We start from the raw sequence: 24286 nt of genomic DNA, 5'->3' as shown, positions 1-24286 counted from the left end.
GCGGGTTCGAGCCCCGTCCGTTCCGCCACTTATTCGCAAAAAAGCCTGCTAGAGATAGCAGGCTTTTTTGTTTTTGTTTAACAGCAGACGCCACTTAATATTCGTTCCTTCCTCAATTAGCCTCGTGCTTACGTAGTTTTACCTGCGGATTCCGCTCTTACAGTTGTTTTTCACCTGTTTAGTCCCTATAACAAAGTAGGGCTAAGATTAGCTGATCGTTTTGATGTCTCTATGGAAGGCGTATAATTATCTGATGATTGTTTGAGCAATTGAATGAGTTTTTACTAACAGGCGGCGAAAGTGCGGAAAAAAAATTATGCCATGCGTTACGTGGCGGGTCTTCCTGCTGAGCGAGTATTCCCCGGCGCGATGAACGAGCTGGGGCAAACGTTGCCCGTTACTCAATCTCTTCCAACGGATAATGTTCTACGCATTATGGTGTGGAATATATTTAAACAGCAGCGTTCAGATTGGCTATCCGTCTTGAAGGAATATGGTAAAAGTTCTCAGCTTGTTCTTTTGCAAGAAGCGCAAACAACGCCTGAATTGGTGAAATTTGCGACGAGTAATTATCTTACTGCCGATCAGGTACCTGCATTTTCGTTTCCGCAGCATCCTTCTGGCGTGATGACTCTAGCTGCTGCGCATCCAGTTTATTGCTGCCCGTTACGTGAGAAAGAGCCTTTAATTCGATTATCAAAATCAGCCTTGGTGACGGTCTATCCGCTGTTTGATGGACGACTATTGATGGTGGTGAATATTCACGCGGTAAACTTTAGCTTGGGCGTAGATGTTTATAGTAAGCAGTTAGACCCTATCGGTGAGCAAATTGCTTTGCATAAAGGTCCTGTCATTATGGCCGGTGATTTTAATGCATGGAGTAAACAGCGAATTAACGCCCTTCAGCGGTTTGCAAGTGGTATGGAGCTACAGGAGGTCAATTTCACTAACGATCGTCGTCGTACGGCCTTTGGGCGTCCTCTCGACTTTGTTTTTTATCGTGGTCTTGGCGTTGTTGAAGCGTCCGTGTTAGTGACGCAGGCATCAGATCATAATCCGCTGTTAGTAGACTTCAAACCCGACTAAGTCTCTGGCTGAGATTGCAGATATAAAAAAAGCGCCTTTCGGCGCTTTTTTGCGTTTTGTAGCACTTTGACTACACACGACTTACCCGATTAGGTATTTGAGTTCGCAGAGTCTCGTACATACAGGGTGAGCATATCACCAGGCTGAATTTGACTTGCTTTTGTAATGACGCTGTTCCAACGCATCACATCCTTGATGTTAACACCATGACGTTTTGCAATGCTGGCTAGTGAGTCGCCTTTACGTACCTTGTAGGTAATACTGCTGTTATCAGCGATCGACGTGCTGGTGTTATTTGCTACCTGCAGTGTCTGACCGGCTTTCAGCTTGCTGTTGCTGCGCAAATTATTCATGCTCAACAACTGTTTCTGGCTGATATTCAAACGCTTGGCAATGGTAGAGATCGTATCCCCTGAACGAACTTTATAGCTAGAAGCTTGCGCTTTAGACGATGTGTTCGTTGAAGCTAACTGAGCGTTCGGCTGGATTGCAGCAATTTCGCCTTCGGCCAGTGAATCTTTAAACTGCTCTACGTGTGCTTTGGGCACCATGATGTAGTGAGGACCATTTGGTGCAGTTACATTCTTTTTGTAACCAGGATTAAAGGCCTTCATTTTTGTCAGTGACATGCCCGCCATTTCTGCGGCTTGAGTCAGCTGAATTTGCTGTCCTACATCAACTTTTGCTAGCGCACGCTGGTCGTTAGACTTAGGCAGTTTAATGCCATAACGTTTGTTATTTTTAATCAAATCACTTAACGCGAGCATCTTCGGTACATAGATCGATGTTTCACGTGGCAATGATAAAGACCAAAAATCAGTCGGCAAACCTTTACGCTTATTTGCTTTGACTGCCTGCATTACGCGGCCTTCACCGCTGTTAAATGCAGCCACCGTCAATAACCAGTCACCGCCAAACATGCGGTTCATTCGCTGCATCATATCCAATGCTGCGGTGGTAGAGGCGGCAACATCACGTCGTCCGTCATACCACTGGTTTTGTTTCAACCCGTAATTGCGCCCCGTCTGAGGAACTATCTGCCAAAGCCCTGCGGCGTTAGCGGATGACGTTGCGTGTGGGTTAAAAGCGCTCTCCACTATGGGTAGTAGTACCAGTTCCATCGGCATTTTACGTTGCTTAATCTGCTCGACTATCCAGTACATATACGGCTCTGCCCGTAATGTTACATCGTGGAGATAGCTCTTATTTTTTAAAAACTTATTTTTTTGCTCGCGGATCCGGCTATTGTCCGGAACCTTCATCTTCAGGTCGTCACTAATGAAGCCCCACAAATCTTCCTGCGCGATGTTGCTAGTACTATCGTTTAGCCATCGCGCGGAGGTCGCTCGTGCGTCCTTTGAGGGCTGTCCTGCTTCACTTCGACTGACTGAAGACAAACTCTGTGCATGCTGTTCGGGCTCTTTAGCGTGATGGTTTACGCCTTGGCACCCGACCAGCAACATAGAGGCAAAGATAATTGCTTTAGCCTTCATGTGTGTGTCTACTGGTGATTAAAAGACGAGCAATAATACTTTGCTTAGCCTCAAAACACAACAAAAAGCTTCAGAAGCTGTCTTTCATGTCGCGTAGGCGAGCAAAAACTTGCCAAGTCTCATTTGGGTGATTTTCGAATCCAATATTTCGTTGTAAATCATTGTCATAACAACGTAAAAAAGGATTAATTTCCTTCTCTATTTTCAACAAAGAAGGCACGCTAGGTTGATGTTTTAACCGCAATTCCTTAACTTGTTTCTGATATGTTTCAATCTCTTTGTTTTCTGGTAAAACGTATCTTGCAAACCTAAGATTTGATTCGGTATATTCATGAGCGCAACAAATCAAGGTGTTATCAGGAAGTTGCGCAATGAGCTGTAAAGAGGCATACATTTGCTCGGGCGTACCCTCAAAAATACGTCCACAACCTGCTGAAAATAAGGTATCGCCACAGAACAGATAGGGTGTGGCATAGTAGGCAATATGCCCGAGAGTATGTCCTGGCACATCCAACACGCTGAAATTCATACCTAATACGGTAATTTCATCATGTCCTTGAACCTGATGGGTACAACCATACTTCACGGTTTCTTGAGGCCCATATACTGTTATATCGGGATAGCTTTGCAAAATCTCGCCCACGCCGCCTACGTGATCATTATGATGATGCGTAAGTAGGATAGCTTTAGGAGTAAGCTTATTTTCCGTCAGGTAATGTAAAACTGGGGACGCAACGCCAGGATCGGCAATCAGGCATTCGCGCTGTTCGTTAGCGAGTAGCCAAATGTAGTTATCTTGCATGGCAGGGATACTGATAAGATTCATAATCGATGGCTCTCCATTGAGTTATTCCCCAAAAATAGGTGATCGGATGAAACCAGCACAGATAACACGTACGATTTCTTCTCCACTGTCATGGAGTGAAATCCCTTGGGGAGAATATTACCGTGCTGCATTAGAGCAGCAGCTAGCGCCTTGGTGGCCTAAGCTGTTTGGTTATCATCTGTTAAAAATTGGCCCGCTAAGCTCTCAGATTTCCACTGAAAAGTGTGGGATCTCTCATCAGGTTAGTATCGGTGCGAAAGGGGATAACATGCAGGTTATCGCCGATCCCTATCGCCTACCTTTCTCCGCGAAGTCTGTTGATGCGTGTTTGCTCTCACATACTCTGAGTTTTGCTAGCGATCCCCACCGTATGCTGCGAGAAGTGGATCGAGTCCTTATCGACGATGGCTGGCTAATCCTAACGGGATTTAATCCAACCAGTCTTGTTGGGCTAGGCAAACTGGTCCCAGGTTTACGCAAACGCCTACCTTATAGCAGCCGAATGTTTAGCATGATGCGTATGCTAGACTGGCTACAGCTCCTCAATTATGAGGTGTTGTATGAACACCGTTGCCAAATTTTGCCTTGGAATCGCCGCGGTGGCTTATTTATTGGTAAACATCTGCCGGTTTTAGGCTGCCTAAGTATCATTGTGGCGCGTAAGAGAACGATACCACTCACGCCGACCTCCCTACGCGAAAGAAGTCAGCGAGCGAGCTGGCGTGGAACCGTTGGCGCAACAAAAAGTTTTCGTAAGCGTTCTGACTAATAGTACAAACTGGCGACGCTTATTTGCTTTCTGGCTGATAGCCGGTGTCATCTCTGTCTGGAGAGCCCGCCGCAGCGCGCGCAAGCTCATCACAGCGTTCGTTTTCGATATGTCCTGCGTGGCCTTTGATCCAAACCCATTCAATTTTGTGTGGTTGGATAGCGAGATCGAGGCGTTGCCACAAATCCACGTTTTTAACCGGTTTTTTGTCTGCTGTTTTCCAGCCACGCTTTTTCCAGTTATGGATCCACTGGGTGATTCCTTGGCGCACATACTGGCTATCACTGCACAAAATAACCGAGCATGGATCTTTCAGCGTTTCCAACGCAACTATGGCCGCCATCAGCTCCATGCGGTTATTAGTCGTTAGGTAATACCCTGCGCTCAGAGTCTTCTCATGTTGCTTATAGCGCAAAATGGCACCGTAGCCACCGGGGCCTGGGTTACCGAGGCAAGAACCATCGGTGAAAATCTCAACCTGTTTTAGCATCTCTGGTAGACTACTCCGCAGTCAAAACCGTAAGTCTGACATAAAGTGACATTATGAGCACAGGAATAACTCGACAGATCGTCCTCGATACAGAAACCACCGGTATGAATAAGCTCGGGGTTCATTACGAAGGACATCGAATCATTGAAATTGGTGCGGTTGAAGTGATCAACCGCCGTTTAACAGGCCGTAACTTCCATGTTTACATTAAGCCCGATCGCCTTGTCGATCCAGAGGCCTATGGTGTTCATGGGATCAGTGACGATTTCCTGTTAGATAAACCGACCTTTGCTGATATTGCCGATGAATTCTTAGAGTTCATTCGCGGTGCTGAACTGGTTATTCATAATGCACCGTTTGATATCGGGTTTATGGACTACGAGTTCCGTAAGCTCAATCGCGATATTCCGAAGACGGAAACCTTCTGTAAGATCACCGACAGCTTGGTGATGGCGCGTCGCCTGTTCCCTGGTAAGCGTAACAGTCTGGATGCGCTATGTAACCGCTATGAAATAGATAACACCAAGCGTACGCTGCACGGCGCATTACTTGACTCCCAAATACTGGCTGACGTCTATCTCACCATGACAGGCGGGCAAACCTCACTGACTTTCTCTATGGAAAGCGAAGGGGAGAAGCCAAGACCTACCGGTGAAGTGCAAAAAATTGTCCGTAAAATGCAGGCATTAAAAGTGGTAAGAGCAAGTGCGGAAGAATTAGCCGAACATGAGCACCGTCTTGATCTGGTACAGAAGAAAGGCGGCAGCTGTTTGTGGCGTGCTGAATAGCTTTTTTTGTACGGAATCTGTTGAAAAATAGCCAAAAAGATGAAAAACCGTTCAGTTGAAAATCTTTGTTAGAAAAACAGTTGACGAGTTTGTGCTACATCCGTATCATCCGCCTCGTTCCCACAAGGAACAACGCGGAGCGGTAGTTCAGTTGGTTAGAATACCTGCCTGTCACGCAGGGGGTCGCGGGTTCGAGCCCCGTCCGTTCCGCCACATTCAGAAGCCCTGATTCAGCAATGAATCAGGGCTTTCGTCTATTTATCGTTTCGTTAGTTTCCTTTCACAAATTCACCACGATGACCCCTCTATTATTTATCTTGCTTTGAATCATCAACAACAGATTCGGAAAATCCGAACGCCGTCATACTTTTGATATAAAACCGAATGCCTAGCTAATTCTGGCTACACTTTGATCATCAGCGTTTAACCGGATGATTTCCTCATGATGACCTTACGCCAGCTCCGCCATTTCATCGCCGTTGCCGAAACCGGCTCGATTTCTGCGGCTGCGCAGACGGTTTTTGTCTCACAGTCTTCGCTAACTCAAGCCATTCAGCTATTGGAACAGGAAATCGGCGCTGTCTTATTTAAGCGCCACGCCAAGGGGATGGAGCTGACGCACCAAGGTCATCAGTTTTTGCGTCAGTCATACCTGATCCTTGCTACCGTCGAAAACGCCAAGCGCAGCCTTGAACTCGGCTGTGAGAATCTGAGTGGTACACTCAAAATTGGGGTAACCAGCTTAGTCGCTGGCTATTTTTTAGTGGATATGCTGACGCGTTTTCGCGCGGCTTATCCCAATGTCACCACGCAATTAGTTGAAGACGAACGTCCCTATATCGAACACCTGCTGGTTAACGGCGAAATTGATATCGGCGTGCTGATCCTTTCGAACCTTGAAGATCGTGATGCGCTACAAACTGAAGTACTGATGCATTCGCCATATCGCTTATGGCTCCCGCCGTTACACCCTCTATTGGAAAATGACAGTATCCGCTTGGCCGATGTGGTGAAAGAGCCGCTGATCCAGCTCAACACCGACGAAATGGGAAGTCACCTGCGTCGCATTTGGGAGAAAGCCAAATTGACGCCCACAATTGCAATGCGCACCGGTTCAACGGAGGCCGTGCGTAGCCTCGTTGCGGCAGGGATTGGTGTGGCTTTGCTGCCCGATATGGCCTATCGCCCATGGTCACTGGAAGGAAACATGATTGAAGCGCGCACCTTGGTTGATACGTTAGAGCCGTTAGACGTAGGACTCGCATGGCGTCGCGGAAGCGCGCGGCCAGAGCTGGTTACGCCATTCTTGCAGATCGCGCGTGAAAACAGTGCGATGAGGAAGCTATCACCAAAATAATGACCTGCTTCACATTAACGGTAGGTATCGGATTTTATGAATGCCTCCTTCACTATTTCATATTTGCCGCTGGCTAACGGCTGCTCTAGGCTCAAGTAAATGAGATTTTACATTTCAATTACAAATTAATGACATTTAAGTGATGTCGTTTCCTAGAGGTCGCCGCAATGGGCAGCATAACGGACAGACTCAGCACCCAGCAGTTTATTGATGGACAGCTAGTCACTGGTGAAGGGCCGGAGGAGCAGTTAATTAATCCGGCCAACGGTGAGGCACTGCTGTTGCTGGCTGAAGCGTCTGCCCAACAGGTTTCTGATGCGGTTGAATCTGCCGAGCGTGCATTTCTGAGTTGGTCTAGAACCTTGCCCGCCCGCCGTGCTTCTCTACTACTCGCCATTGCTGATGTGATTGAACGCAACGCACTTCAGCTCGCCGAGCTTGAGTCTCTCAACTGTGGTAAACCTATTCATCAGGCGCTTTCAGATGATATTCCCGCCGCGATTGATACCTTCCGCTATTTTGCGGGTGCAGTGCGCTGTCAGCACGGACAGTTGGGTGGTGAATATCTCGAAGGGCATACCTCGATGATCCGCCGTGATGCCATTGGCGTAGTGGCTTCTATTGCGCCGTGGAACTACCCGCTGATGATGGCGGCGTGGAAAATGGCTCCCGCGTTAGCTGCGGGCAACACCGTGGTATTCAAACCCTCTGAGCATACGCCGTTATCCACGCTAGCTTTGATCCCTTTGCTTAAAGATATCGTCCCTACGGGCGTGATTAACGTTGTTTATGGGCGCGGTGAAACCGTAGGCAATTACTTGGTGAATCATCAGTTGGTACGCATGGTTTCCCTCACCGGTGACATCGTGACTGGGCAGAAAATCATGCAGGCCGCGGTGAAAAACGTCAAACGCACTCATTTGGAGCTGGGGGGCAAAGCACCCGTCATCGTGTGTGATGATGCCGATTTAAACGAGGTGGTTGCTGGAATTCGCCGCTACGGTTTTTATAACGCAGGGCAAGATTGTACCGCGGCCTGCCGCGTTTATGCCGATCGAAAAATTTATGACGCGCTGGTGGAGTCGCTTGGACACGCCGCCGGTTCGTTGAGATATGCCCGCCATGACGATCGAGAAAACGAAATGGGGCCGCTTATCAGCGCTCGCCAGCGCGACCGCGTTGCCAGCTTTGTCGAACGGGCGCTAAGCCATCCTCACATCGAGCGAATTACCGGCGCTCAAATGCATAGCGGCCCAGGATTTTTCTATCCCCCGACGCTTCTCGCGGGTTGCCAACAGCAGGATGAAATTGTTCAGCGCGAGGTTTTTGGCCCCGTAGTGAGCGTTACGCCGGTCGATTCTCTGGAGCAGGCGCTGCAATGGGCAAATGAATCGGAATATGGATTGGCCTCTTCGGTGTGGACCAAAAATATCGATCGCGCATGGCAGCTTGCAGCGCAGCTCCAGTATGGAACCACTTGGATTAACACCCATTTCACTCTAGTCAGCGAAATGCCGCACGGCGGCCTCAAACGTTCTGGCTATGGTAAGGATTTGTCCGGCGATGCTTTGCAGGACTACAGCGTAGTGCGCCACATCATGGCGAAAATAAAACCGCAGTTTTGAGATTGAAGCCAGTGATGACATAACAAGGCAGTTCATCTGCCGCTTTATATAAGAGACAGGGGATAGCAATGAAAAATACATTTATTGTCACAGCGCTTTCAGCGCTCTGTATCAGCGGGCTGGGCGGAATTGCGACGGCTCAGGCAGATGGACTTCCGCAAAAGCTCGGCCCCGCAGAAGGGCAGTTAGATATCATTACTTGGCCAGGTTATATCGAACGGGGTCAGAGCGATAAAAACTATGACTGGGTAACCCAGTTTGAAAAAGACACTGGCTGTAAGGTCAACATTAAAACGGCGGCGACGTCAGATGAAATGGTCAGCCTCATGGCGAAAGGGGGTTATGATTTAGTCACCGCCTCTGGCGACGCCTCTCTGCGTTTGATCTATGGCAAACGTGTGCAGCCCATTAATCCCGACCTTATCCCTAACTGGAAAAACCTCGATCCACGCATGGTTAATGGCCCATGGTACACCGTCAAAGGTGAAGTCTATGGAACGCCTTATCAGTGGGGCCCGAACCTGCTGATGTACAACACGAAAGTCTTTCCAAAAGCTCCCGACACGTGGGGCGTGATCTTTGAGCCGCAAAACCTACCCGATGGTAAAAGCAATAAAGGCCGCGTACAGGCCTACGACGGGCCGATTTATATCGCCGACGCGGCGCTCTATCTAAAAAGCGCTAAGCCAGAGCTGGGCATAAAAGATCCGTATGAACTCAACGAAACTCAGTATCAAGCGGTGCTCGATTTACTGCGCACTCAGCACCCACTGATTCATCGCTATTGGCATGATGCATCGGTGCAGATGAGCGACTTCAAAAATGAAGGCGTCGCCGCCGGAAGCTCATGGCCATTCCAAGCCAACGGTTTGAAAAACGAAGGTCAGCCAATCAACGCCGTCTTCCCGAAAGAGGGAGCCACAGGATGGGCGGATACCACGATGGTTCATGCTCAGGCTAAGCATCTGACGTGTGCCTACAAATGGATGAACTGGCAGCTCACGCCAAAAGTTCAAGGTGACGTTGCCGCTTGGTTTGGCTCATTACCTGCCGTGCCAGAAGGCTGTAAAGCCAGCACGCTGCTGGGTGCAAACGGCTGTGAAGCCAATGGATATAAATTCTTCGACAAAATCGCTTTCTGGAAAACACCGCAGGCTAAATGTGAAAGCCAAGGCCAATGCGTCCCGTATAGCCGTTGGACGCAGGATTATATCGCCATCATGGGTGGCAGATAGTGAATGCCTGATAGGCCACTGGGCTTGATATTTTGAACTAGGGCAGTGCTCATTTTCTTTAAAAGAATTGGCTCATGTACGACATGTACGTTCCGGTTCTTGCGCTCTGCCCATGTTCAAACTCTTTGTGCTCGCTACGCCTACAGAGGCATCCACCAAAATTTTACAGTTTGTCGGAGAACATAAAAATGAGCGGCTCTGTTGAATTAATTGATGTATCCAAACTCTACGGCGACGTTCATGCGGTGGATCGCGTTTCGTTGACGATTAAAGAAGGGGAGTTTTTCTCTCTGTTGGGGCCTTCTGGTTCGGGAAAAACCACGTGTTTGCGTTTGATTGCCGGCTTTGAGCAGCCAAGCAGCGGGTCGATTCGAATTCGAGGGCAAGAGGCGGCGGGTTTACCGCCGTATCAGCGCGATGTGAACACCGTATTTCAGGATTACGCACTATTCCCGCATATGACGGTGCTGGAAAATATCGCCTATGGCCTGATGGTTAAAGGTGTGGCGAAGGCTGAGCGCACCAGCCGTGCGCGTGAGGCATTAAGTAGCGTAGCGTTAGCCGAGTATGGAGAGCGCAAGCCATCACAGTTGTCCGGTGGGCAACGCCAGCGAGTGGCATTAGCGCGTGCGCTGGTGAATCGTCCACGAGTTTTACTGCTCGATGAGCCTCTCGGGGCACTCGATCTCAAGCTACGCGAGCAGATGCAAACCGAGCTGAAAAAGCTTCAGCGTCAGCTTGGCATCACCTTTATTTTCGTCACTCACGATCAAAGCGAAGCGCTGTCGATGTCCGATCGCGTGGCGGTATTTAGTCAAGGCCGTATCGAGCAGGTGGATACGCCACAAAAACTCTATATGCAGCCTGAAACGGCGTTTGTCGCTGAGTTTGTCGGTACCTCGAACGTCATTCGTGGCCCGTCGGCGGAAACTTTGCTGGGGCAGCCTGGCATTTTCTCGATCCGCCCTGAGCATATTCGTTTTGCCCGCGAAGCCGCCAAGCCGGAAGAGATCCACGTGCAGGGCATTTTGCGTGATGTGCACTACCAAGGAGCTGCAACGCGTTATGAAGTCATGATCGACAACGGTGTTCGCTTGTTTGTCAGTCAGGGCAACACGCAGGAGCAGCTTTTACAGCCGGTACGGAATACTGGTGAACCGGTTCGCCTGTGCTGGGAAAGGAATGCGATGGTGGCGCTGGCGGGGGATCGCTGAAATGGAGATGGGAATGGACTACTCAGAAGTTCGTAACCGTCCTGCGCGGCGGTTCTCAACCTTTTTATATCGTCGTCCGACGCTTTATTTGCTGCTGCTGCTCACGCCGCCATTGTTGTGGTTTGGTGTTATTTATCTTGGGTCTTTGTTTACCTTGCTCTGGCAGGGCGCATATACCTTTGATGATTTCACCATGACGGTGACGCCGGATTTCACGCTGGATAATATCAAAGCGCTGTTTAATCCGTCGAACTACGACATTATTGTACGCACGCTGACGATGGCTATTTTGGTTTCTCTGGCCTGCGCGCTGTTAGCGTTTCCGATTGCCTACTATATGGCGCGTTATACCCGTGGCCGCAGTAAAGCCTTTTTCTATATCGCTATTATGATGCCGATGTGGGCGAGCTATATCGTCAAAGTTTATGCGTGGACGTTACTGTTGGCGAAAGACGGCGTTGCGCAATGGTTCCTGCATTATATGGGGTTGGAACCCGTGCTCGCGTGGGTGCTCGGTATTCCTGATATTGGTGGCAGCACGCTTTCAACCTCAGGACTTGGGCGCTTCATGGTGTTCGTCTATATCTGGCTACCGTTCATGATTTTGCCGATTCAGGCTGCATTAGAACGTTTGCCTCCCACGTTGCTTCAGGCTTCTGCCGATCTCGGTGCGCATCCGGCGCAAACCTTCCGTCACATTGTTCTCCCGCTGGCTATTCCGGGGATTGCTGCTGGTTCCATCTTCACGTTCTCACTGACGTTGGGCGATTTTATCGTGCCGCAGCTGGTGGGGCCTCCAGGCTATTTCATCGGCAGCATGGTGTATGCCCAGCAAGGGGCGATTGGCAATATGCCGATGGCTGCTGCATTCACGCTGGTGCCTATCGTGCTGATCGCCATCTATTTAACCATCGTTAAACGTTTGGGGGCTTTCGATGCGCTCTGATCTCAATGCTGCACCGTGGGGGCTCAAAATCGCCGCGTGGGGCGGGCTGGTGTTTTTACACTTTCCCATCCTCATTATTGCGGCCTATGCGTTCAACACCGAAGATTCGGCGTTTAGCTTCCCGCCAAAAGGTTTCACGCTGCACTGGTTTGAGGTTGCCGCTGGGCGTCAGGATGTTTGGGATGCCCTGTGGCTTTCGGTACAAATCGCGGCGATGGCGACCACTATTGCTCTGATCCTTGGCACACTCGCGGCGGCTGCACTCTATCGCCGAGAGTTCTTTGGTAAGCAAACCATCAGTTTTCTGATTCTGTTGCCGATTGCCTTGCCGGGTATTGTCACCGGTATTGCGCTGCTGTCTGCCTTCAAAACGTTAAACATGGAGCCGGGTGTGATGACCATTGTTATTGGTCATGCCACGTTTTGCGTGGTGATCGTGTTTAACAACGTCATCGCCCGCTTCCGTCGCACGTCGCATAGCCTTATTGAAGCCTCAATGGATCTCGGTGCGGACGGCTGGCAAACCTTCCGTCACGTTATGTTACCTAGCTTGGCGTCAGCCATGCTAGCAGGAGGAATGCTGGCATTCGCGCTGTCGTTTGATGAAATCATTGTGACCACGTTCACTGCCGGACATGAACGCACGCTGCCGCTGTGGCTGCTCAACCAGCTCAATCGTCCACGTGACGTGCCGGTGACCAACGTTGTGGCGCTATGCGTGATGTGCCTAACCGCGATTCCGATCCTAGGGGCGTACTACCTGACGAAAGGTTCGGAAGATGTGGAAGGGGCTGGAAAGTAACAATCGGTTCTTTCACTGCCGGTTTTTTCACTGTGCTTAAACCCGATTCGAATTATTTGGAACTACAGCAGCCTAGAAGTCGTTCCAAATAAGAAAGCAATAACAATAGGCAGCAAAGCGCTGCCGCCTCTCTTACTGAAGGATAAAACAATGCATACACAACTGCTGATTAACGGGCGTTTGGTCGAAGGTCAAGGTTCTGCACTGCCTGTGTACAATCCCGCGACGGGGGAGGTGATCGCACATATTGCGCAGGCAAGTGCTGCGCAGGTTGAGGAAGCGGTAAACGCCGCAGACAAAGCCTTCATCGAATGGGGGCAAACCACGCCCAAAGATCGCGCGGCGCTGTTGCTACAGGTCGCCGACGTGATTGAAGAACAAGGCGAAGTGTTAGCGCGTCTGGAATCGCAAAACTGCGGTAAACCTTATCAACGCGTGCTAGAAGATGAAATTCCAGCGATTGCAGACGTTTTCCGCTTCTTCGCCGGAGCGACCCGCTGTTTGAGCGGTCCAGTAGCCGGTGAGTACCTGCCGGATCACACGTCCATGATCCGTCGCGATCCGGTTGGGGTGATCGCCTCGATCGCGCCGTGGAACTATCCGTTGATGATGGCGGCATGGAAATTGGCTCCCGCGTTAGCTGCGGGGAATACCGTGGTTCTAAAACCTTCAGAGCAGACTCCGTTGACGGCGTTTCATCTCAGCCAAACGCTAGCCGATCTTTTCCCAGCCGGTGTGGTTAACGTGTTATTTGGCTTAGGTAAAGACGTGGGTGATGTGCTGACAGGGCATCCAAAGGTACGCATGGTATCGCTGACCGGCTCTATCGGTACTGGCGCACATATTATTGGGCATACCGCATCCACGATCAAACGCACTCATATGGAATTAGGCGGTAAGGCTCCGGTTATCGTATTCGACGATGCCGACGTTGAGAAAGTGGTTGAAGGTATTCGTATTTTCGGCTTTTACAACGCGGGTCAGGACTGCACCGCGGCCTGCCGTCTGTACGTTCAGAAATCTATCTATCAACGGGTTGTTGATGCGCTAGCGCAGACCGTTTCCACGCTTGATATGGGCAATCCGGGGGATGAAAGCACCGAATTAGGGCCGCTGATTACCGAGCAACATCTGCAACGCGTTGAAGGTTTTGTTGAGCGCGCAAAGGCACTTCCGCATATCACGGTCGCGACCGGTGGTTCTCGCGTTAATGGCCCAGGATTCTATTTCCAGCCTACGGTGCTAGCAGGGGCGAAGCAGGATGATGAAATTGTCCAAAAAGAGGTCTTTGGACCGGTAATCACCATCACGCCGTTTGATGATGAAGCTCAGGTTCTGGGATGGGCGAATGATTCCAATTATGGCCTGGCCTCTTCGGTTTGGACTCGTGACGTGGGACGTGCCCATCGTATGAGTGCGCGCTTACAGTACGGTTGCACATGGGTGAATACTCACTTTATGCTGGTCAGTGAAATGCCGCACGGTGGGCAAAAACTGTCTGGCTACGGTAAAGACATGTCGATGTTTGGTTTAGAGGATTACACCGTTGTCAGACATGTGATGATTAACCACGGTTAATTGATAGATGAGGTGGCGTTTTTCTCCACCTCATAAGGCTGTGCTTGCCTATAGCATTTCTACCTATGGATATATCCCCAATGCCAACGTTCTGTTGGCATTATTTTTTCTTTTCCTGCCTTGATAAAAATGGCTGCAACCATCAACATCGCGCAAGCGATACTAGACAACTGGTCTAATTTAATGACAATGGTTTGGCGATAATAAAAACAGGAAGGAATTGGAAATATGAATGCGATTGAAGTAATTCAACAACGCCGTGCGACTAAACAGTTTGATGCTAGCCATGTCATGACGTTTGATGAGAAAAAAGAGTTGTTAAACATTGCGTTGCAAAACGCACCAAGCGCTTTCAACCTTCAGCATTGGCGTCCATTGCTGATTGAAGACCGTGCGCAGCGCGAAAAGATCCGTGAAGCCGCTTGGGGTCAGGCTCAGGTCACTGATGCTTCCATGCTGGTGGTGCTATGTGGCGATCTCTCGAGCTGGGAAACTCAGGTGAAAAACATCTGGGCCGATGCGGCTGAGCCTGTACAGCAATATATTGTCCCTGCTGTCGATAGCTACTATCGTGGAAAACCTCAGACGCAGCGTGATGAAATTATGCGCAGCGCCGGTATTTTTGCCCAAACGCTTATGTTAGCAGCGAAAGCGCAAGGGTATGATTCTTGTCCAATGGATGGTTTTGATTTTGATGCCGTGGGAAAAATCATCAATAAGCCTGAGCAATATGAAATCTGCCTGATGATTGCGATTGGTAAACGCACCAGCCAGCCCTATCCGCGAATTGGCAAGCTGCCGTTCGAGCACATCGTGAAAAGCGACCGCTTTTAATTCCTGAGTAAAATTATTAACCTGAGTAATGAATAGAGCGCTGCCCATGACGGCGCTCTATTACCTTGCTATACTTTGCGCCCTTAAACGCTCCTCCACATCTTTTATCGTTAATATTGTCTGTTTGTATGCAGCATAGATGCGCATTTTGGCGCTATGATTTAACGTTGGTGGAGGCGAGAGAACGATTTACAGGACTCGGTCTAAAGGTACATAAGCGATGAAACATACAGTTGAAGTAATGATCTCTGAACAGGAAGTGCATCAGCGAATTGCTGAGCTTGGCCGTCAGATTTCAGAAGATTACCGTGACAGCGGCAGTGAAATGGTTCTGGTTGGTTTGCTGCGCGGTTCCTTTATGTTTATGGCCGATCTTTGCCGTCAGATTGACGTCCCTCATGAAGTCGATTTCATGACTGCTTCTAGCTATGGCAACGGTATGAACAGCACCCGTGACGTAAAAATCCTGAAAGATCTGGATGAGGATATTCGCGGTAAAGACGTTCTGATTGTCGAAGATATTATCGACTCAGGTAATACCTTGAGCAAAGTGCGTGAGCTGTTCGCTCTGCGCGGGCCAAAATCATTGGCCATCTGTACCTTGCTTGATAAGCCAAGCCGCCGAGAAGTCGATGTTCCGGTGGAATACGTTGGTTTTGCGATTCCCGATGAGTTTGTTGTTGGCTTCGGGATTGACTATGCTCAGCGCTATCGTCATTTGCCTTATATTGGCAAAGTCGTCATGCTCGACGAATAAGCCACTGGGCTTCATTCAGATTAAAAAGCGCCGTCCTCCCCGACGGCGCTTTTGTTTCATAGCGTGCGTTAACGATAGGTAATGGTGAGTACTTTCAAGTTTTCCTTATCGTTAATCGTTTCAATTTTGCTCCAACCAATTTGTCTTGGTAGTGCCGTTTCGGAAGTGGTTTGATTGATTGGGGCTGTCTGAGTTAACACTTTTCCATTTCTATAGCAGCGAGTTTGAATGCTTGACTCTGTGTTTGTCACATTACAGGCATCATCAACAATTGCGCCCATAAAATGGATTACCCCATCACTCGCTTTTGCAAAGCTGGAAAGCGTTACTACAATTGCGAAAACTGAAAAAAGAGAGAAACGGTATAGGCTCATAATCACCTCAAAATGTGCGTATTGACCATTGGGCCTTCCATTGCGTGGTTAGTAGACGTATTCATCCACTAAATAATGCAATAAAAAAATATAAGCGTTCTCTGCTTTCCTATCTTTCCGTGAATGTTATTTTTCTGTTGCTGTTCGGGCGCGAAATCTATCAACATTAAGAATAAATTAAAAGTAGATTTAGTGTTAATTACAAATGAAAATAAAAATTGACGTTTATTCTTCTGAATAAATTCACCAAATTAATATCTGGTTGTGAATGATCTTGTTTTAATATGATTAATGTAAATCGTCCTAGTTTTAAATTTTCTATAAAACACTCTTAAATTAAAAATTTTAAGAAAAAATGTTATTAGTAATTTCTGTTAGAACTATTTTTATTAGTAGGAATGAGGAGCATTCCTTAGAGAGGAATAGATGATGGAATTGGAATGGTTTACTGCGAAGCAACTCACCGAGATAGCGCATTTACCGACTACGCCTCAAGGGCTACATTTACATGCGAGAAAATTGGCGTGGATAAGGCGTAAGCGCGATGGAAAAACCATTGAATATCATATTGATAGTTTTCCTAACGAGGTAAAGCAGGCGTTGCGCTGGCGTCAGGTAAATGAACAAGGAGCCCGCTATCAGCCTCGCTCTTGCGATGGGGATCTTGCTACAAAAATGTGGGAAGAGATTTGTGTAGAAATGCCGTTATTACTGCGACAAAGGCTCGTCGATTTGGCATTGCGCGAAGGTGTTGACGCACTTTTTTTTCGTTTGGTCTCTTCTTTACGCTAGCGCTAATTTCACTTATGAAAAGCAGAGCAATAAAATACAGCCACTGATATTGGTTAGGATAGTCAGTGGCTGTGCTGCTGCGACAAACTTATTTAGCCTTGCTGTAGCAGGGTAGACATTGCGTTGCGATAGCGCAGTTCCAGCGTTTCTCGGCTGGTGGTCGTGATATCTAAGTCGCGCAGGCGCCCATCCTGTAGCCCGTAAACCCAACCGTGGATCATCACTTTTTGTCCACGTTTCCATGCCGACTGCATGATAGTGGAATGACCAAGGTTATAGACTTGTTCGACGACGTTTAGCTCGCACAACGTATCTAAACGCTTTTCTGGCGGTAGTTCACCGAGAAGAGAGCTGTGTTTGTACCACAGGTCGCGGATATGCAGCAGCCAGTTATTGATCAACCCAAGTTCAGGGTTTTCAACAGCAGCTTCGATCCCGCCGCAGCCCAAATGGCCACAGATAATAATATGCTCAACCTGTAATACGTCGACGGCGTATTGAACAACCGATAGGCAATTCAAGTCAGTGTGGATAACCAGATTGGCAACGTTTCGGTGCACAAAAAGTTCACCTGCTTCCAATCCTGTTAACTGTTCGGCCGGTACTCGGCTATCAGAACAACCAATCCACAGGAAGCGTGGACGCTGTGATTTGGCGAGGCGACCAAAGAATTCAGGATCTTCCTGACTCACGGTATCTGACCATGCGTGGTTATTCGCAATAAGTTTTTCGATTTCTTTCATTGAGGTTAATCGTCTGTAACATGCGGTTTGCGAGGGTTAATATAGGCTAAACATCACAGTTTTGAAATCGGAGCAGTGATCTAACTCAATAAAATGTTGTATGGACACGCGACGCTAGCTAAGTAGCGTCGCGATTCTTGCCCTATTTCCAAAGCCTGAATGATTTCCTAGAAACATTCTCTTCCTGAGCACCGTCTTCGTCCGAGGGCGGTGTTTCACTCTCTTGTGACTGTTTCTGAGGAGAAGACGATGATGAGGTCACGCGATGCCAATCAAAACGGCGCGTCAGTGACATAATGAGCGCTAAGATGCTAAACAGCAGCACAGACCCGAGCATCAGCGAGTTATCTTCTGAATGTAGCAGCATGTAAAGGACGCCATACAGCACAAGGAGCCCTATGCTGAATAACACCCCGCGTATCCAGCCTTGTAGTACGGCGCTAAGATAAAAGCCAATTAAAGCCGAACAGGAAAGGCTAGCGATTAGATAGGCCAATGTAAAACCTATACGCTCGGCAAAAGCCAGCAAAACGAGATAGAACATCGATAGCGCTGCACCCACCAAGATATATTGCATCGGATGTAGGCGGAGCATGGTAAGCATTTCGAACATGAAAAATGCGCCAAACGTTAATCCAATAAATAAGATGGCATATTTGATCGAACGCTCAGTGAGCTGGTAATGATCGACCGGCTCGACTAAACCAACGCGGAAGGCGGGGATATTGTTGAACGGTATTTGTTCACCAGCAACTTGATACTCATGATTTAGATTATTCGCGTACCAGCTACTATGCCAACTAGCGCTAAAGCCCTTATCGGTTATGCTGTGAGTGTCGGGTAAGAAACGGCCTAAGAAGCTTGGATGTGGCCAGTTACTGCGTAAGGTCATTTCGGTTGTTCGTCCTAATGGAACGACTTCCAGCGAGCTACTACCGCTTATCTTAAAGGTGAAGTCTATTTTTAGAGCGTCACCGGTGAGTAATTCCAGAGGAATGTCTGCATGCATCCCTTGCCCTTGTTGATCGCCTTGAACGCCAGGCTCAAAGGCGATTTCTGTTGCGTTAGCCTTCAATGACGATATTTGGCGAATACCTCGAGCGTCGCTCAGCATCACCACTAAATAAGGTTTACCCACGCTAAGTTTAACGTTATCGCCAGAAACTAATTGGCGAGTATCTACCTTTTTAAAGTTAGCGCTAAAGTGTAGGTCACTGTGATAGAGCTGGGTTTGATATAAGCCGACTTTGCGGATTTCAACCTGAGGCTTACCATCAATATTCAGCTGCTGTGGCAGTTCATAACTAAAGTATTCCCTCGTTATGCTGTGGCGCTCCTTCTTATTGATTTCCGTGGTGGTTAAGGTATAGGGGATGACAATGACAGGTCCAAGAACGCGTTGTTCGCGACTGGTGCTATCGGCCACCTGATCGATAACCTGTTCTTGGTATTCTTCACGCTCATGCACAATGTTGATTAACTGCTGTATGGGGATAAACATCAGTAGCATACAGCCAACGACGGTAAGCACCTTATATAACAATACCGATTTAAACATAGCTTTCTCCTTCAACGATTGAGAGGAAAATAAGCCTGTCGAGTGAAGTGTGAATGGAGCTATGTGAAGGGACGGTGAAGTCGCTGGAGTTTATTTAATGGGGAGCAATAGCTGCGCCTCAACGCCTTGAGGTGAGTGGTTAGCTAACATGATTTCACCATGATGTAATCTCGCCACTTCCTGCACAAAAGACAGTCCCAGCCCACTGCTTTTTTGACCACTGGTGCGTGGCAGTGAATAGAATCGATCAAAAATATGCGGCAGTGCATAATCGGGAATACCTGCACCATTGTCGATTAAAATCACGCTATAAATATCGAGATTCTGTTTTCCTATCAGCGTAATAGTGCCACTCGGTGGTGTAAAATCTAATGCATTAGCCAGTAAATTCTCAATGGCCTGCGTCAGCAGCCATGTATCCACATGCATCGTGCAATTTTCCAGCTGTGAGAATTGCAGAGTTATCTGCGTTTGTCTCGCCTGAGCTTCATGCGCAGTCATTATTTGCTGCAACAGGGGGGCGATATTGATGCTTTCTAACTCTGCTTCGACCCGACTTTCTATTTTGGCTAACGTGAGCATTTTGTCGATCAATAACTGAAGTCGTTTACCTTGCTGCTGAATATTTAGCGTAAAGCGTTGAGCCACGTCGACAGGAGGCTGCTCTTGTAAAATCTCCGCTGCACCGCGGATTGCGGCTAACGGGCTTTTTAGTTCATGGGTTAGGGTGTGGACATATTGTTCAACGTAGTTTTTCCCTTCTAGACGAATACGCATATGTTCGAGAGCTTCAGCGAGGCGACGTAGTTCTGTGCTATTCATTTTCGGCAGAGTCACGGGGTGGCCTTCCGAAACCAACGTGGCGTACTTCACCAGTCGTCCAATAGAGCGGTTTATCCACCAGACGAAAAATAATCCCACCAGTAATGCGATCCCTAACAGCGCGGCACCAGCGACCAAAATGCGGTGCTCGCTGCGTTGGATCACGGGCGCTAATGCCAAATTGGGTTTACCCACACTGAGCACGCCGATAATGCGGTCACCGTCGTAAATGGGGGCGGCAACATACATCACGGAGCTTTCAGGATTGTTAGGATCCATTAGCGTGCTGCGTGCGCCGTACCTCCCTCGCAGAGTGAGCCAAACGTCATTCCAGCGTGAATAGTCTTGTCCCAGAGCTTCGCCATTCGAATCAAATACCACTTTGCCGTTAGCATCGGTCAGATAGACACGATATTCGTTATGATTTTTGCGGATGCCAGCAATATTTGCACCAATGGGTTTGCTATTGACTCGCTGAAATGCACGTTGCAGCGAGCTGTCGGTGAGAACCCCATCGTGATAGGTGCCGTTGACTAAATCATGATGAGCAAACTGCGCCAACAGGTTGGCAGTGTCATTGAGCGTTCCCTCGACGGCTCGTCGTACCCCAGGTTTGACCTCTTGGACAAAGATATCCAATACGAAAAAACCGGCGACGGCCACGATGATGAAGTAACCCAGCAATAGCTGTAGGCCTATCCTCATGATGCGTAGCCTAAGCTATAACCTAAGCCTCTATGAGTCTGAATTGCGTTGCCCTCACTGTTCACCGCTCGCAGCTTAGCGCGTAATGTTTTGATATGGGTATCGACGGTACGCTCCAAGCTCTCTTCGGCATGCGTCCAAACAATATCCATCAACTGTTCGCGAGAAAAAACACGCCCCGGAGCGAGCAGTAACGTTTTTAACAACAAGAATTCATATCGGGTTAACGTCAATGGCTGCTGGTGGTAGCTGATGCTCGCGCATGCTTCGTCGAGCATAAATGGCCCGATAGACACGGCGGATGAGGTAGCGGTTAGCAAGCGATTTTGTTTGAGGGAGCGGCGTAAAATAGTCCGCACTCTGGCACACACTTCTCGTGGAGAGAAAGGCTTGGCAACGTAATCATCTGCCCCAATCTCTAATCCGATCAGACGGTCGATTTCATCGTTGCGAGCAGTCAGAAACAGCACCGGAAGATCGGGGGATTGCACCAGTATCTTTCGGCAAAGTTCGAAGCCGTTAATATCGGGTAAGCCCACGTCTAAAATGACCAAGTCTGGTTTTTGTTCTGTCATTATTTCCAGTACGGGCAGGCCACGTTCGAACCAGCATACCGTAAAGCCTTCGCTTTCTAGCGTATAGATAAGCGTATCGGCAATACTTGACTCATCTTCGACTAACCAAATCGTGGGTGACATGTGAACTTCCGTGGGCCATGGGGTGATAAGCGCTATCTTACCGGAGGTAAATGTGGCTGAATATGGTGATTGCTATTTCTCATGACGGTGACGATAAGATTGGTAGCTAATGCTGTTATGGCTATGTAAAATAGACAATCTTCGTTAAATGTTCACATCCCGATTATTGACGGTATCCATCAAGACTATCTCGGTTCCGTTCCAAAATAGCCTGATAGCTCAGGCGCAAAGGTACGCTAATCATAATGACATACGCACTGGAACTCTCGCAGCTCACCAAAACTTATGCCGGTGGTGTGCAAGCGCTGCGCGGTATTGACCTCACGGTTGAGGCAGGGGATTTTTATGCTCTGCTCGGCCCAAATGGCGCAGGGAAATCGACCACCATTGGCATTATCAGCTCATTGGTGAATAAATCCTCCGGCAAGGTCAATGTGTTTGGTTATGACATTGATCATGACATCGTTAACGCTAAACGACAGCTCGGTTTGGTCCCTCAGGAATTTAACTTCAACCCGTTTGAAACCGTGATGCAAATTGTGGTGCATCAGGCGGGTTATTATGGCGTGACACACTCTGAAGCACTGCTGCGCGCTGAAAAATATCTTAAGCAGCTCGACCTCTGGGGCAAGCGTGACGAGCGTGCTCGCATGCTTTCTGGCGGTATGAAACGCCGTTTGATGATCGCTCGTGCGTTAATGCATGAACCAAAACTACTCATCCTGGATGAACCAACGGCGGGCGTTGATATTGAGCTGCGTCGCTCTATGTGGGGATTCCTCAAAGAGCTGAACGCCCAGGGCACGACGATTATTCTGACAACCCACTATCTGGAAGAAGCTGAAATGCTGTGCCGGAATATCGGCATAATCCAGAATGGTGAGTTGGTCGAGAATACGTCAATGAAAGAGCTGCTGTCGAAGCTGAAATCGGAAACGTTCATCCTTGACCTAGCCCCAAAAAGCCCAATCCCTAAACTGGAAGGGTACAAAAGCCAACTGCGTGATACTTCAACGCTAGAGGTTGAGGTTCTGCGTGAGCAAGGGCTAAATGGCGTATTTAGTCAGTTGAGTGCGCAGGGGGTGCAGGTACTCAGCATGCGTAATAAGGCTAATCGATTGGAGGAGCTGTTTGTGACCTTAGTACACGATCACGATGAAAAGCCCCGTGTGAATACGGAGAAAAAGGCATGAATGCACTCTATTGGGTTGCGCTAAAAAGTATCTGGACTAAAGAAGTTCATCGCTTCGCTCGTATCTGGATTCAAACGCTGGTGCCGCCAGTGATCACCATGACGCTGTATTTCATCATTTTCGGCAATCTGATTGGTTCCCGCATTGGTGAAATGCACGGCTTCGATTACATGCAGTTTATTGTGCCGGGGTTGATTATGATGTCAGTCATTACCAACTCTTACGCGAACGTGGCTTCATCGTTTTTCAGCGCTAAGTTTCAACGCAATATCGAAGAATTGCTGGTGGCTCCGGTGCCAACGCATGTGATTATTGCTGGCTTTGTTGGCGGTGGCGTGGCACGCGGGGTATGCGTGGGGATTCTGGTGACACTGGTGTCACTGTTCTTTGTCCCATTCCACGTGCATAACTGGGCGATTGTCGCTGCAACCTTGCTGTGTACCGCTATTTTATTTTCTCTGGGCGGGTTGTTGAACGCGGTATTTGCAAAGACTTTTGACGATATCAGCTTGGTACCGACCTTTGTGTTAACACCGTTAACCTACTTGGGTGGGGTATTTTATTCGTTAACGCTTCTGCCACCTTTTTGGCAGGCCGTATCGAAGCTAAACCCTATCGTTTATATGATCAGTGGATTCCGTTTTGGTTTCCTCGGTATTAACGATGTTCCGCTGGTATTTACCTTTGTGGTGTTGCTGGCGTTTATCGTGGTGTTCTATCTGCTAGCGTGGTATTTAATCGAACGCGGACGCGGTTTACGCACCTAATCAATTCAAGCCTCTGTACTCCACGGAGGCTTTTTTTTGCATCATATTTTGCGGAATCATTCAAACTCACTGTCTTAAATATCATCATTTCTGCCTCATCTCACAATCCTGTGTCGCCATTTATTATGTTTGCTGCGGTCTGCGCTATTTCCTGATAAACCCTATTAAAGATGTGATTATTCCGAATGCGTTTTTTTTAAAATAGTTCATCGGTGTAACCATTTCAGGTCTAGGTAGGCGGCAGGATGCCGCAAATGCAAGGGGAAGAGCGCCTATGTTAGGGATTGTCTTGGCTGGACATACCGGCTTTGCTAGCGGCACATTAAAATCGCTGAAGCATTTGCTCGGCAGCGTTCCGGAGCAATGTGTCAGCGTTGAATATACCGAATGGTTAAGCACCAATATGCTAAGCCGGATGATGTGCGATGCGCTACATGCTGCCGATAGTGGCGACGGCGTGGTGTTTATCACTGATATTTTAGGTGCCGCACCTTTTCGTAGCGCGGCGTTGATGAGTCATAAACATCCAAAATGTGAAGTTGTGGTTGGCATTGGCATAGGGGCGATGGTTCAACTCTTTCCCCGAAGGGGCATGCTGACGGCAGCAGAATTCCGTGATTCAGCGCTGGAACTGACGCGAGAACAGGCAACGAGTCTATGGCATGAACAGAATCGACACACGGTATTTGGGATGGCGGTGGAGGAGGCGCTTGAGCGCTGAAATCTGCATGAGAACTGTGTAAGGGTTCGTACGACTGAACATTGGAAAGCTGTGTGAGGTTTCGTACGCCTAGTATTCCGAAATCTACATGCACTCCGTGCAGGCGTCCGAGT

At 48.5% G+C, this 24286-nt stretch carries 23 protein-coding genes, 1 tRNA gene and 1 pseudogene; 17 read left to right on the top strand and 8 right to left on the bottom strand.

From position 1 onward, the window contains the following. The first annotated feature begins 300 nt into the window (after positions 1–300). Positions 301–1086, top strand: a complete 786-nt coding sequence (locus HMPREF3091_RS04665) for an endonuclease/exonuclease/phosphatase family protein (RefSeq protein ID WP_025800390.1) — start codon at positions 301–303, stop codon at positions 1084–1086. Positions 1087–1175: 89 nt separating this feature from the next. On the opposite strand, the gene mltD is transcribed toward HMPREF3091_RS04665, so the two are convergent. Both mltD and gloB read right to left on the bottom strand, forming a co-directional pair. Continuing rightward, on the bottom strand, positions 1176–2579 hold the full coding sequence (mltD, locus tag HMPREF3091_RS04660) for a murein transglycosylase D (protein ID WP_070714515.1): 1404 nt from the start codon (positions 2577–2579) through the stop codon (positions 1176–1178). Positions 2580–2649: 70 nt separating this feature from the next. Further along, entirely contained in the window at positions 2650–3405 is a 756-nt protein-coding gene (gene gloB, locus HMPREF3091_RS04655; RefSeq protein WP_070714512.1) for a hydroxyacylglutathione hydrolase, read from the bottom strand. 46 nt (positions 3406–3451) lie between these two features. On the opposite strand from gloB, the gene HMPREF3091_RS04650 reads away from it, so the two are divergent. Next, entirely contained in the window at positions 3452–4174 is a 723-nt protein-coding gene (locus tag HMPREF3091_RS04650; protein WP_035502583.1) for a class I SAM-dependent methyltransferase, read from the top strand. A gap of 19 nt (positions 4175–4193) precedes the next feature. Here the strand turns inward: HMPREF3091_RS04650 and rnhA are convergent. Beyond that, positions 4194–4764: pseudogene (gene rnhA, locus HMPREF3091_RS04645) on the bottom strand (ribonuclease HI). Between rnhA and dnaQ the strand changes: the two are divergent. From dnaQ to hpt, 11 genes are all read left to right on the top strand, one after another. Further along, positions 4718–5452, top strand: coding sequence for a DNA polymerase III subunit epsilon (gene dnaQ, locus HMPREF3091_RS04640; RefSeq protein ID WP_004090812.1), 735 nt, complete (start codon positions 4718–4720; stop codon positions 5450–5452). The pseudogene rnhA and the gene dnaQ sit on opposite strands and share 47 nt — an antisense overlap. Positions 5453–5588: 136 nt before the next feature. Continuing rightward, positions 5589–5665: transfer RNA gene (locus tag HMPREF3091_RS04635), tRNA-Asp, on the top strand. 229 nt (positions 5666–5894) lie between these two features. Next, positions 5895–6809 (top strand): LysR substrate-binding domain-containing protein, encoded by a 915-nt coding sequence (locus HMPREF3091_RS04630; protein WP_070714509.1) that lies wholly within the window; start codon positions 5895–5897, stop codon positions 6807–6809. Between the two features lie 167 nt (positions 6810–6976). Beyond that, positions 6977–8434, top strand: a complete 1458-nt coding sequence (locus HMPREF3091_RS04625; protein ID WP_004090804.1) for a gamma-aminobutyraldehyde dehydrogenase — start codon at positions 6977–6979, stop codon at positions 8432–8434. Between the two features lie 68 nt (positions 8435–8502). Beyond that, the gene (gene ydcS / locus HMPREF3091_RS04620; protein WP_070714506.1) at positions 8503–9669 is read left to right on the top strand and encodes a putative ABC transporter substrate-binding protein YdcS; all 1167 of its coding nucleotides are present in this window, start codon (positions 8503–8505) and stop codon (positions 9667–9669) included. 188 nt (positions 9670–9857) lie between these two features. Beyond that, positions 9858–10883, top strand: a complete 1026-nt coding sequence (locus tag HMPREF3091_RS04615; protein ID WP_070714505.1) for an ABC transporter ATP-binding protein — start codon at positions 9858–9860, stop codon at positions 10881–10883. A 13-nt stretch (positions 10884–10896) separates the two neighbouring features. Then, entirely contained in the window at positions 10897–11829 is a 933-nt protein-coding gene (locus HMPREF3091_RS04610; protein WP_371272913.1) for an ABC transporter permease, read from the top strand. After that, positions 11819–12631, top strand: a complete 813-nt coding sequence (locus HMPREF3091_RS04605) for an ABC transporter permease (protein WP_004090800.1) — start codon at positions 11819–11821, stop codon at positions 12629–12631. The genes HMPREF3091_RS04610 and HMPREF3091_RS04605 overlap by 11 nt, the downstream gene beginning before the upstream one ends. A 150-nt stretch (positions 12632–12781) precedes the next feature. After that, complete coding sequence (gene patD, locus HMPREF3091_RS04600; RefSeq protein WP_008812461.1) at positions 12782–14209, top strand: aminobutyraldehyde dehydrogenase; 1428 nt, start codon at positions 12782–12784, stop codon at positions 14207–14209. Between the two features lie 228 nt (positions 14210–14437). Further along, positions 14438–15043, top strand: coding sequence for a nitroreductase family protein (locus HMPREF3091_RS04595; protein ID WP_070714503.1), 606 nt, complete (start codon positions 14438–14440; stop codon positions 15041–15043). A gap of 220 nt (positions 15044–15263) precedes the next feature. Beyond that, positions 15264–15800 (top strand): hypoxanthine phosphoribosyltransferase, encoded by a 537-nt coding sequence (gene hpt / locus HMPREF3091_RS04590; protein WP_008812463.1) that lies wholly within the window; start codon positions 15264–15266, stop codon positions 15798–15800. A 68-nt stretch (positions 15801–15868) separates the two neighbouring features. On the opposite strand, the gene HMPREF3091_RS04585 is transcribed toward hpt, so the two are convergent. Continuing rightward, positions 15869–16174 carry a hypothetical protein gene (locus HMPREF3091_RS04585; protein ID WP_070714501.1) on the bottom strand — a complete coding sequence of 102 codons (306 nt, stop codon included), beginning with the start codon at positions 16172–16174 and terminating at the stop codon, positions 15869–15871. A 426-nt stretch (positions 16175–16600) separates the two neighbouring features. On the opposite strand from HMPREF3091_RS04585, the gene HMPREF3091_RS04580 reads away from it, so the two are divergent. Further along, positions 16601–16966, top strand: a complete 366-nt coding sequence (locus HMPREF3091_RS04580; RefSeq protein ID WP_070714499.1) for a DNA-binding protein — start codon at positions 16601–16603, stop codon at positions 16964–16966. Positions 16967–17058: 92 nt separating this feature from the next. On the opposite strand, the gene can is transcribed toward HMPREF3091_RS04580, so the two are convergent. From can to creB, 4 genes are all read right to left on the bottom strand, one after another. Next, a complete protein-coding gene (can, locus tag HMPREF3091_RS04575; protein WP_004090792.1) occupies positions 17059–17709 on the bottom strand; it encodes a carbonate dehydratase in 651 nt (216 codons plus the stop codon). 142 nt (positions 17710–17851) lie between these two features. Next, the gene (gene creD / locus HMPREF3091_RS04570; protein WP_070714498.1) at positions 17852–19267 is read right to left on the bottom strand and encodes a cell envelope integrity protein CreD; all 1416 of its coding nucleotides are present in this window, start codon (positions 19265–19267) and stop codon (positions 17852–17854) included. Between the two features lie 90 nt (positions 19268–19357). Next, a complete protein-coding gene (gene creC, locus HMPREF3091_RS04565) occupies positions 19358–20794 on the bottom strand; it encodes a two-component system sensor histidine kinase CreC (RefSeq protein ID WP_070714496.1) in 1437 nt (478 codons plus the stop codon). After that, a complete protein-coding gene (gene creB, locus HMPREF3091_RS04560) occupies positions 20791–21492 on the bottom strand; it encodes a two-component system response regulator CreB (RefSeq protein WP_070714494.1) in 702 nt (233 codons plus the stop codon). Before creB ends, creC begins: the two co-directional genes overlap by 4 nt. A 245-nt stretch (positions 21493–21737) precedes the next feature. Between creB and HMPREF3091_RS04555 the strand changes: the two genes are divergently transcribed. From HMPREF3091_RS04555 to HMPREF3091_RS04545, 3 genes are all read left to right on the top strand, one after another. Next, on the top strand, positions 21738–22685 hold the full coding sequence (locus HMPREF3091_RS04555; protein WP_004090784.1) for an ABC transporter ATP-binding protein: 948 nt from the start codon (positions 21738–21740) through the stop codon (positions 22683–22685). Further along, the gene (locus HMPREF3091_RS04550) at positions 22682–23452 is read left to right on the top strand and encodes an ABC transporter permease (RefSeq protein WP_004090783.1); all 771 of its coding nucleotides are present in this window, start codon (positions 22682–22684) and stop codon (positions 23450–23452) included. The genes HMPREF3091_RS04555 and HMPREF3091_RS04550 overlap by 4 nt, the downstream gene beginning before the upstream one ends. Positions 23453–23726: 274 nt before the next feature. After that, positions 23727–24173, top strand: a complete 447-nt coding sequence (locus HMPREF3091_RS04545) for a PTS sugar transporter subunit IIA (protein ID WP_004090782.1) — start codon at positions 23727–23729, stop codon at positions 24171–24173. Positions 24174–24286: the final 113 nt, after the last annotated feature.

This window comes from Hafnia sp. HMSC23F03, assembly GCF_001816025.1.
Lineage (GTDB): Bacteria > Pseudomonadota > Gammaproteobacteria > Enterobacterales > Enterobacteriaceae > Hafnia > Hafnia paralvei.
This window is presented reverse-complemented; position numbering and strand designations above follow the sequence as displayed.

Excerpts from the sequence above, each read along its gene's own strand:
- mltD (WP_070714515.1), bottom strand. The coding sequence starts at position 2,579 with ATGAAGGCTAAAGCAATTATCTTTGCCTCTATGTTGCTGGTCGGGTGC.
- gloB (WP_070714512.1), bottom strand. The coding sequence starts at position 3,405 with ATGAATCTTATCAGTATCCCTGCCATGCAAGATAACTACATTTGGCTA.
- HMPREF3091_RS04650 (WP_035502583.1), top strand. The coding sequence starts at position 3,452 with ATGAAACCAGCACAGATAACACGTACGATTTCTTCTCCACTGTCATGG.
- dnaQ (WP_004090812.1), top strand. The coding sequence starts at position 4,718 with ATGAGCACAGGAATAACTCGACAGATCGTCCTCGATACAGAAACCACC.
- HMPREF3091_RS04630 (WP_070714509.1), top strand. The coding sequence starts at position 5,895 with ATGATGACCTTACGCCAGCTCCGCCATTTCATCGCCGTTGCCGAAACC.
- HMPREF3091_RS04625 (WP_004090804.1), top strand. The coding sequence starts at position 6,977 with ATGGGCAGCATAACGGACAGACTCAGCACCCAGCAGTTTATTGATGGA.
- ydcS (WP_070714506.1), top strand. The coding sequence starts at position 8,503 with ATGAAAAATACATTTATTGTCACAGCGCTTTCAGCGCTCTGTATCAGC.
- HMPREF3091_RS04615 (WP_070714505.1), top strand. The coding sequence starts at position 9,858 with ATGAGCGGCTCTGTTGAATTAATTGATGTATCCAAACTCTACGGCGAC.
- HMPREF3091_RS04610 (WP_371272913.1), top strand. The coding sequence starts at position 10,897 with ATGGACTACTCAGAAGTTCGTAACCGTCCTGCGCGGCGGTTCTCAACC.
- HMPREF3091_RS04605 (WP_004090800.1), top strand. The coding sequence starts at position 11,819 with ATGCGCTCTGATCTCAATGCTGCACCGTGGGGGCTCAAAATCGCCGCG.
- patD (WP_008812461.1), top strand. The coding sequence starts at position 12,782 with ATGCATACACAACTGCTGATTAACGGGCGTTTGGTCGAAGGTCAAGGT.
- HMPREF3091_RS04595 (WP_070714503.1), top strand. The coding sequence starts at position 14,438 with ATGAATGCGATTGAAGTAATTCAACAACGCCGTGCGACTAAACAGTTT.
- hpt (WP_008812463.1), top strand. The coding sequence starts at position 15,264 with ATGAAACATACAGTTGAAGTAATGATCTCTGAACAGGAAGTGCATCAG.
- HMPREF3091_RS04585 (WP_070714501.1), bottom strand. The coding sequence starts at position 16,174 with ATGAGCCTATACCGTTTCTCTCTTTTTTCAGTTTTCGCAATTGTAGTA.
- HMPREF3091_RS04580 (WP_070714499.1), top strand. The coding sequence starts at position 16,601 with ATGATGGAATTGGAATGGTTTACTGCGAAGCAACTCACCGAGATAGCG.
- can (WP_004090792.1), bottom strand. The coding sequence starts at position 17,709 with ATGAAAGAAATCGAAAAACTTATTGCGAATAACCACGCATGGTCAGAT.
- creD (WP_070714498.1), bottom strand. The coding sequence starts at position 19,267 with ATGTTTAAATCGGTATTGTTATATAAGGTGCTTACCGTCGTTGGCTGT.
- creC (WP_070714496.1), bottom strand. The coding sequence starts at position 20,794 with ATGAGGATAGGCCTACAGCTATTGCTGGGTTACTTCATCATCGTGGCC.
- creB (WP_070714494.1), bottom strand. The coding sequence starts at position 21,492 with ATGTCACCCACGATTTGGTTAGTCGAAGATGAGTCAAGTATTGCCGAT.
- HMPREF3091_RS04555 (WP_004090784.1), top strand. The coding sequence starts at position 21,738 with ATGACATACGCACTGGAACTCTCGCAGCTCACCAAAACTTATGCCGGT.
- HMPREF3091_RS04550 (WP_004090783.1), top strand. The coding sequence starts at position 22,682 with ATGAATGCACTCTATTGGGTTGCGCTAAAAAGTATCTGGACTAAAGAA.
- HMPREF3091_RS04545 (WP_004090782.1), top strand. The coding sequence starts at position 23,727 with ATGTTAGGGATTGTCTTGGCTGGACATACCGGCTTTGCTAGCGGCACA.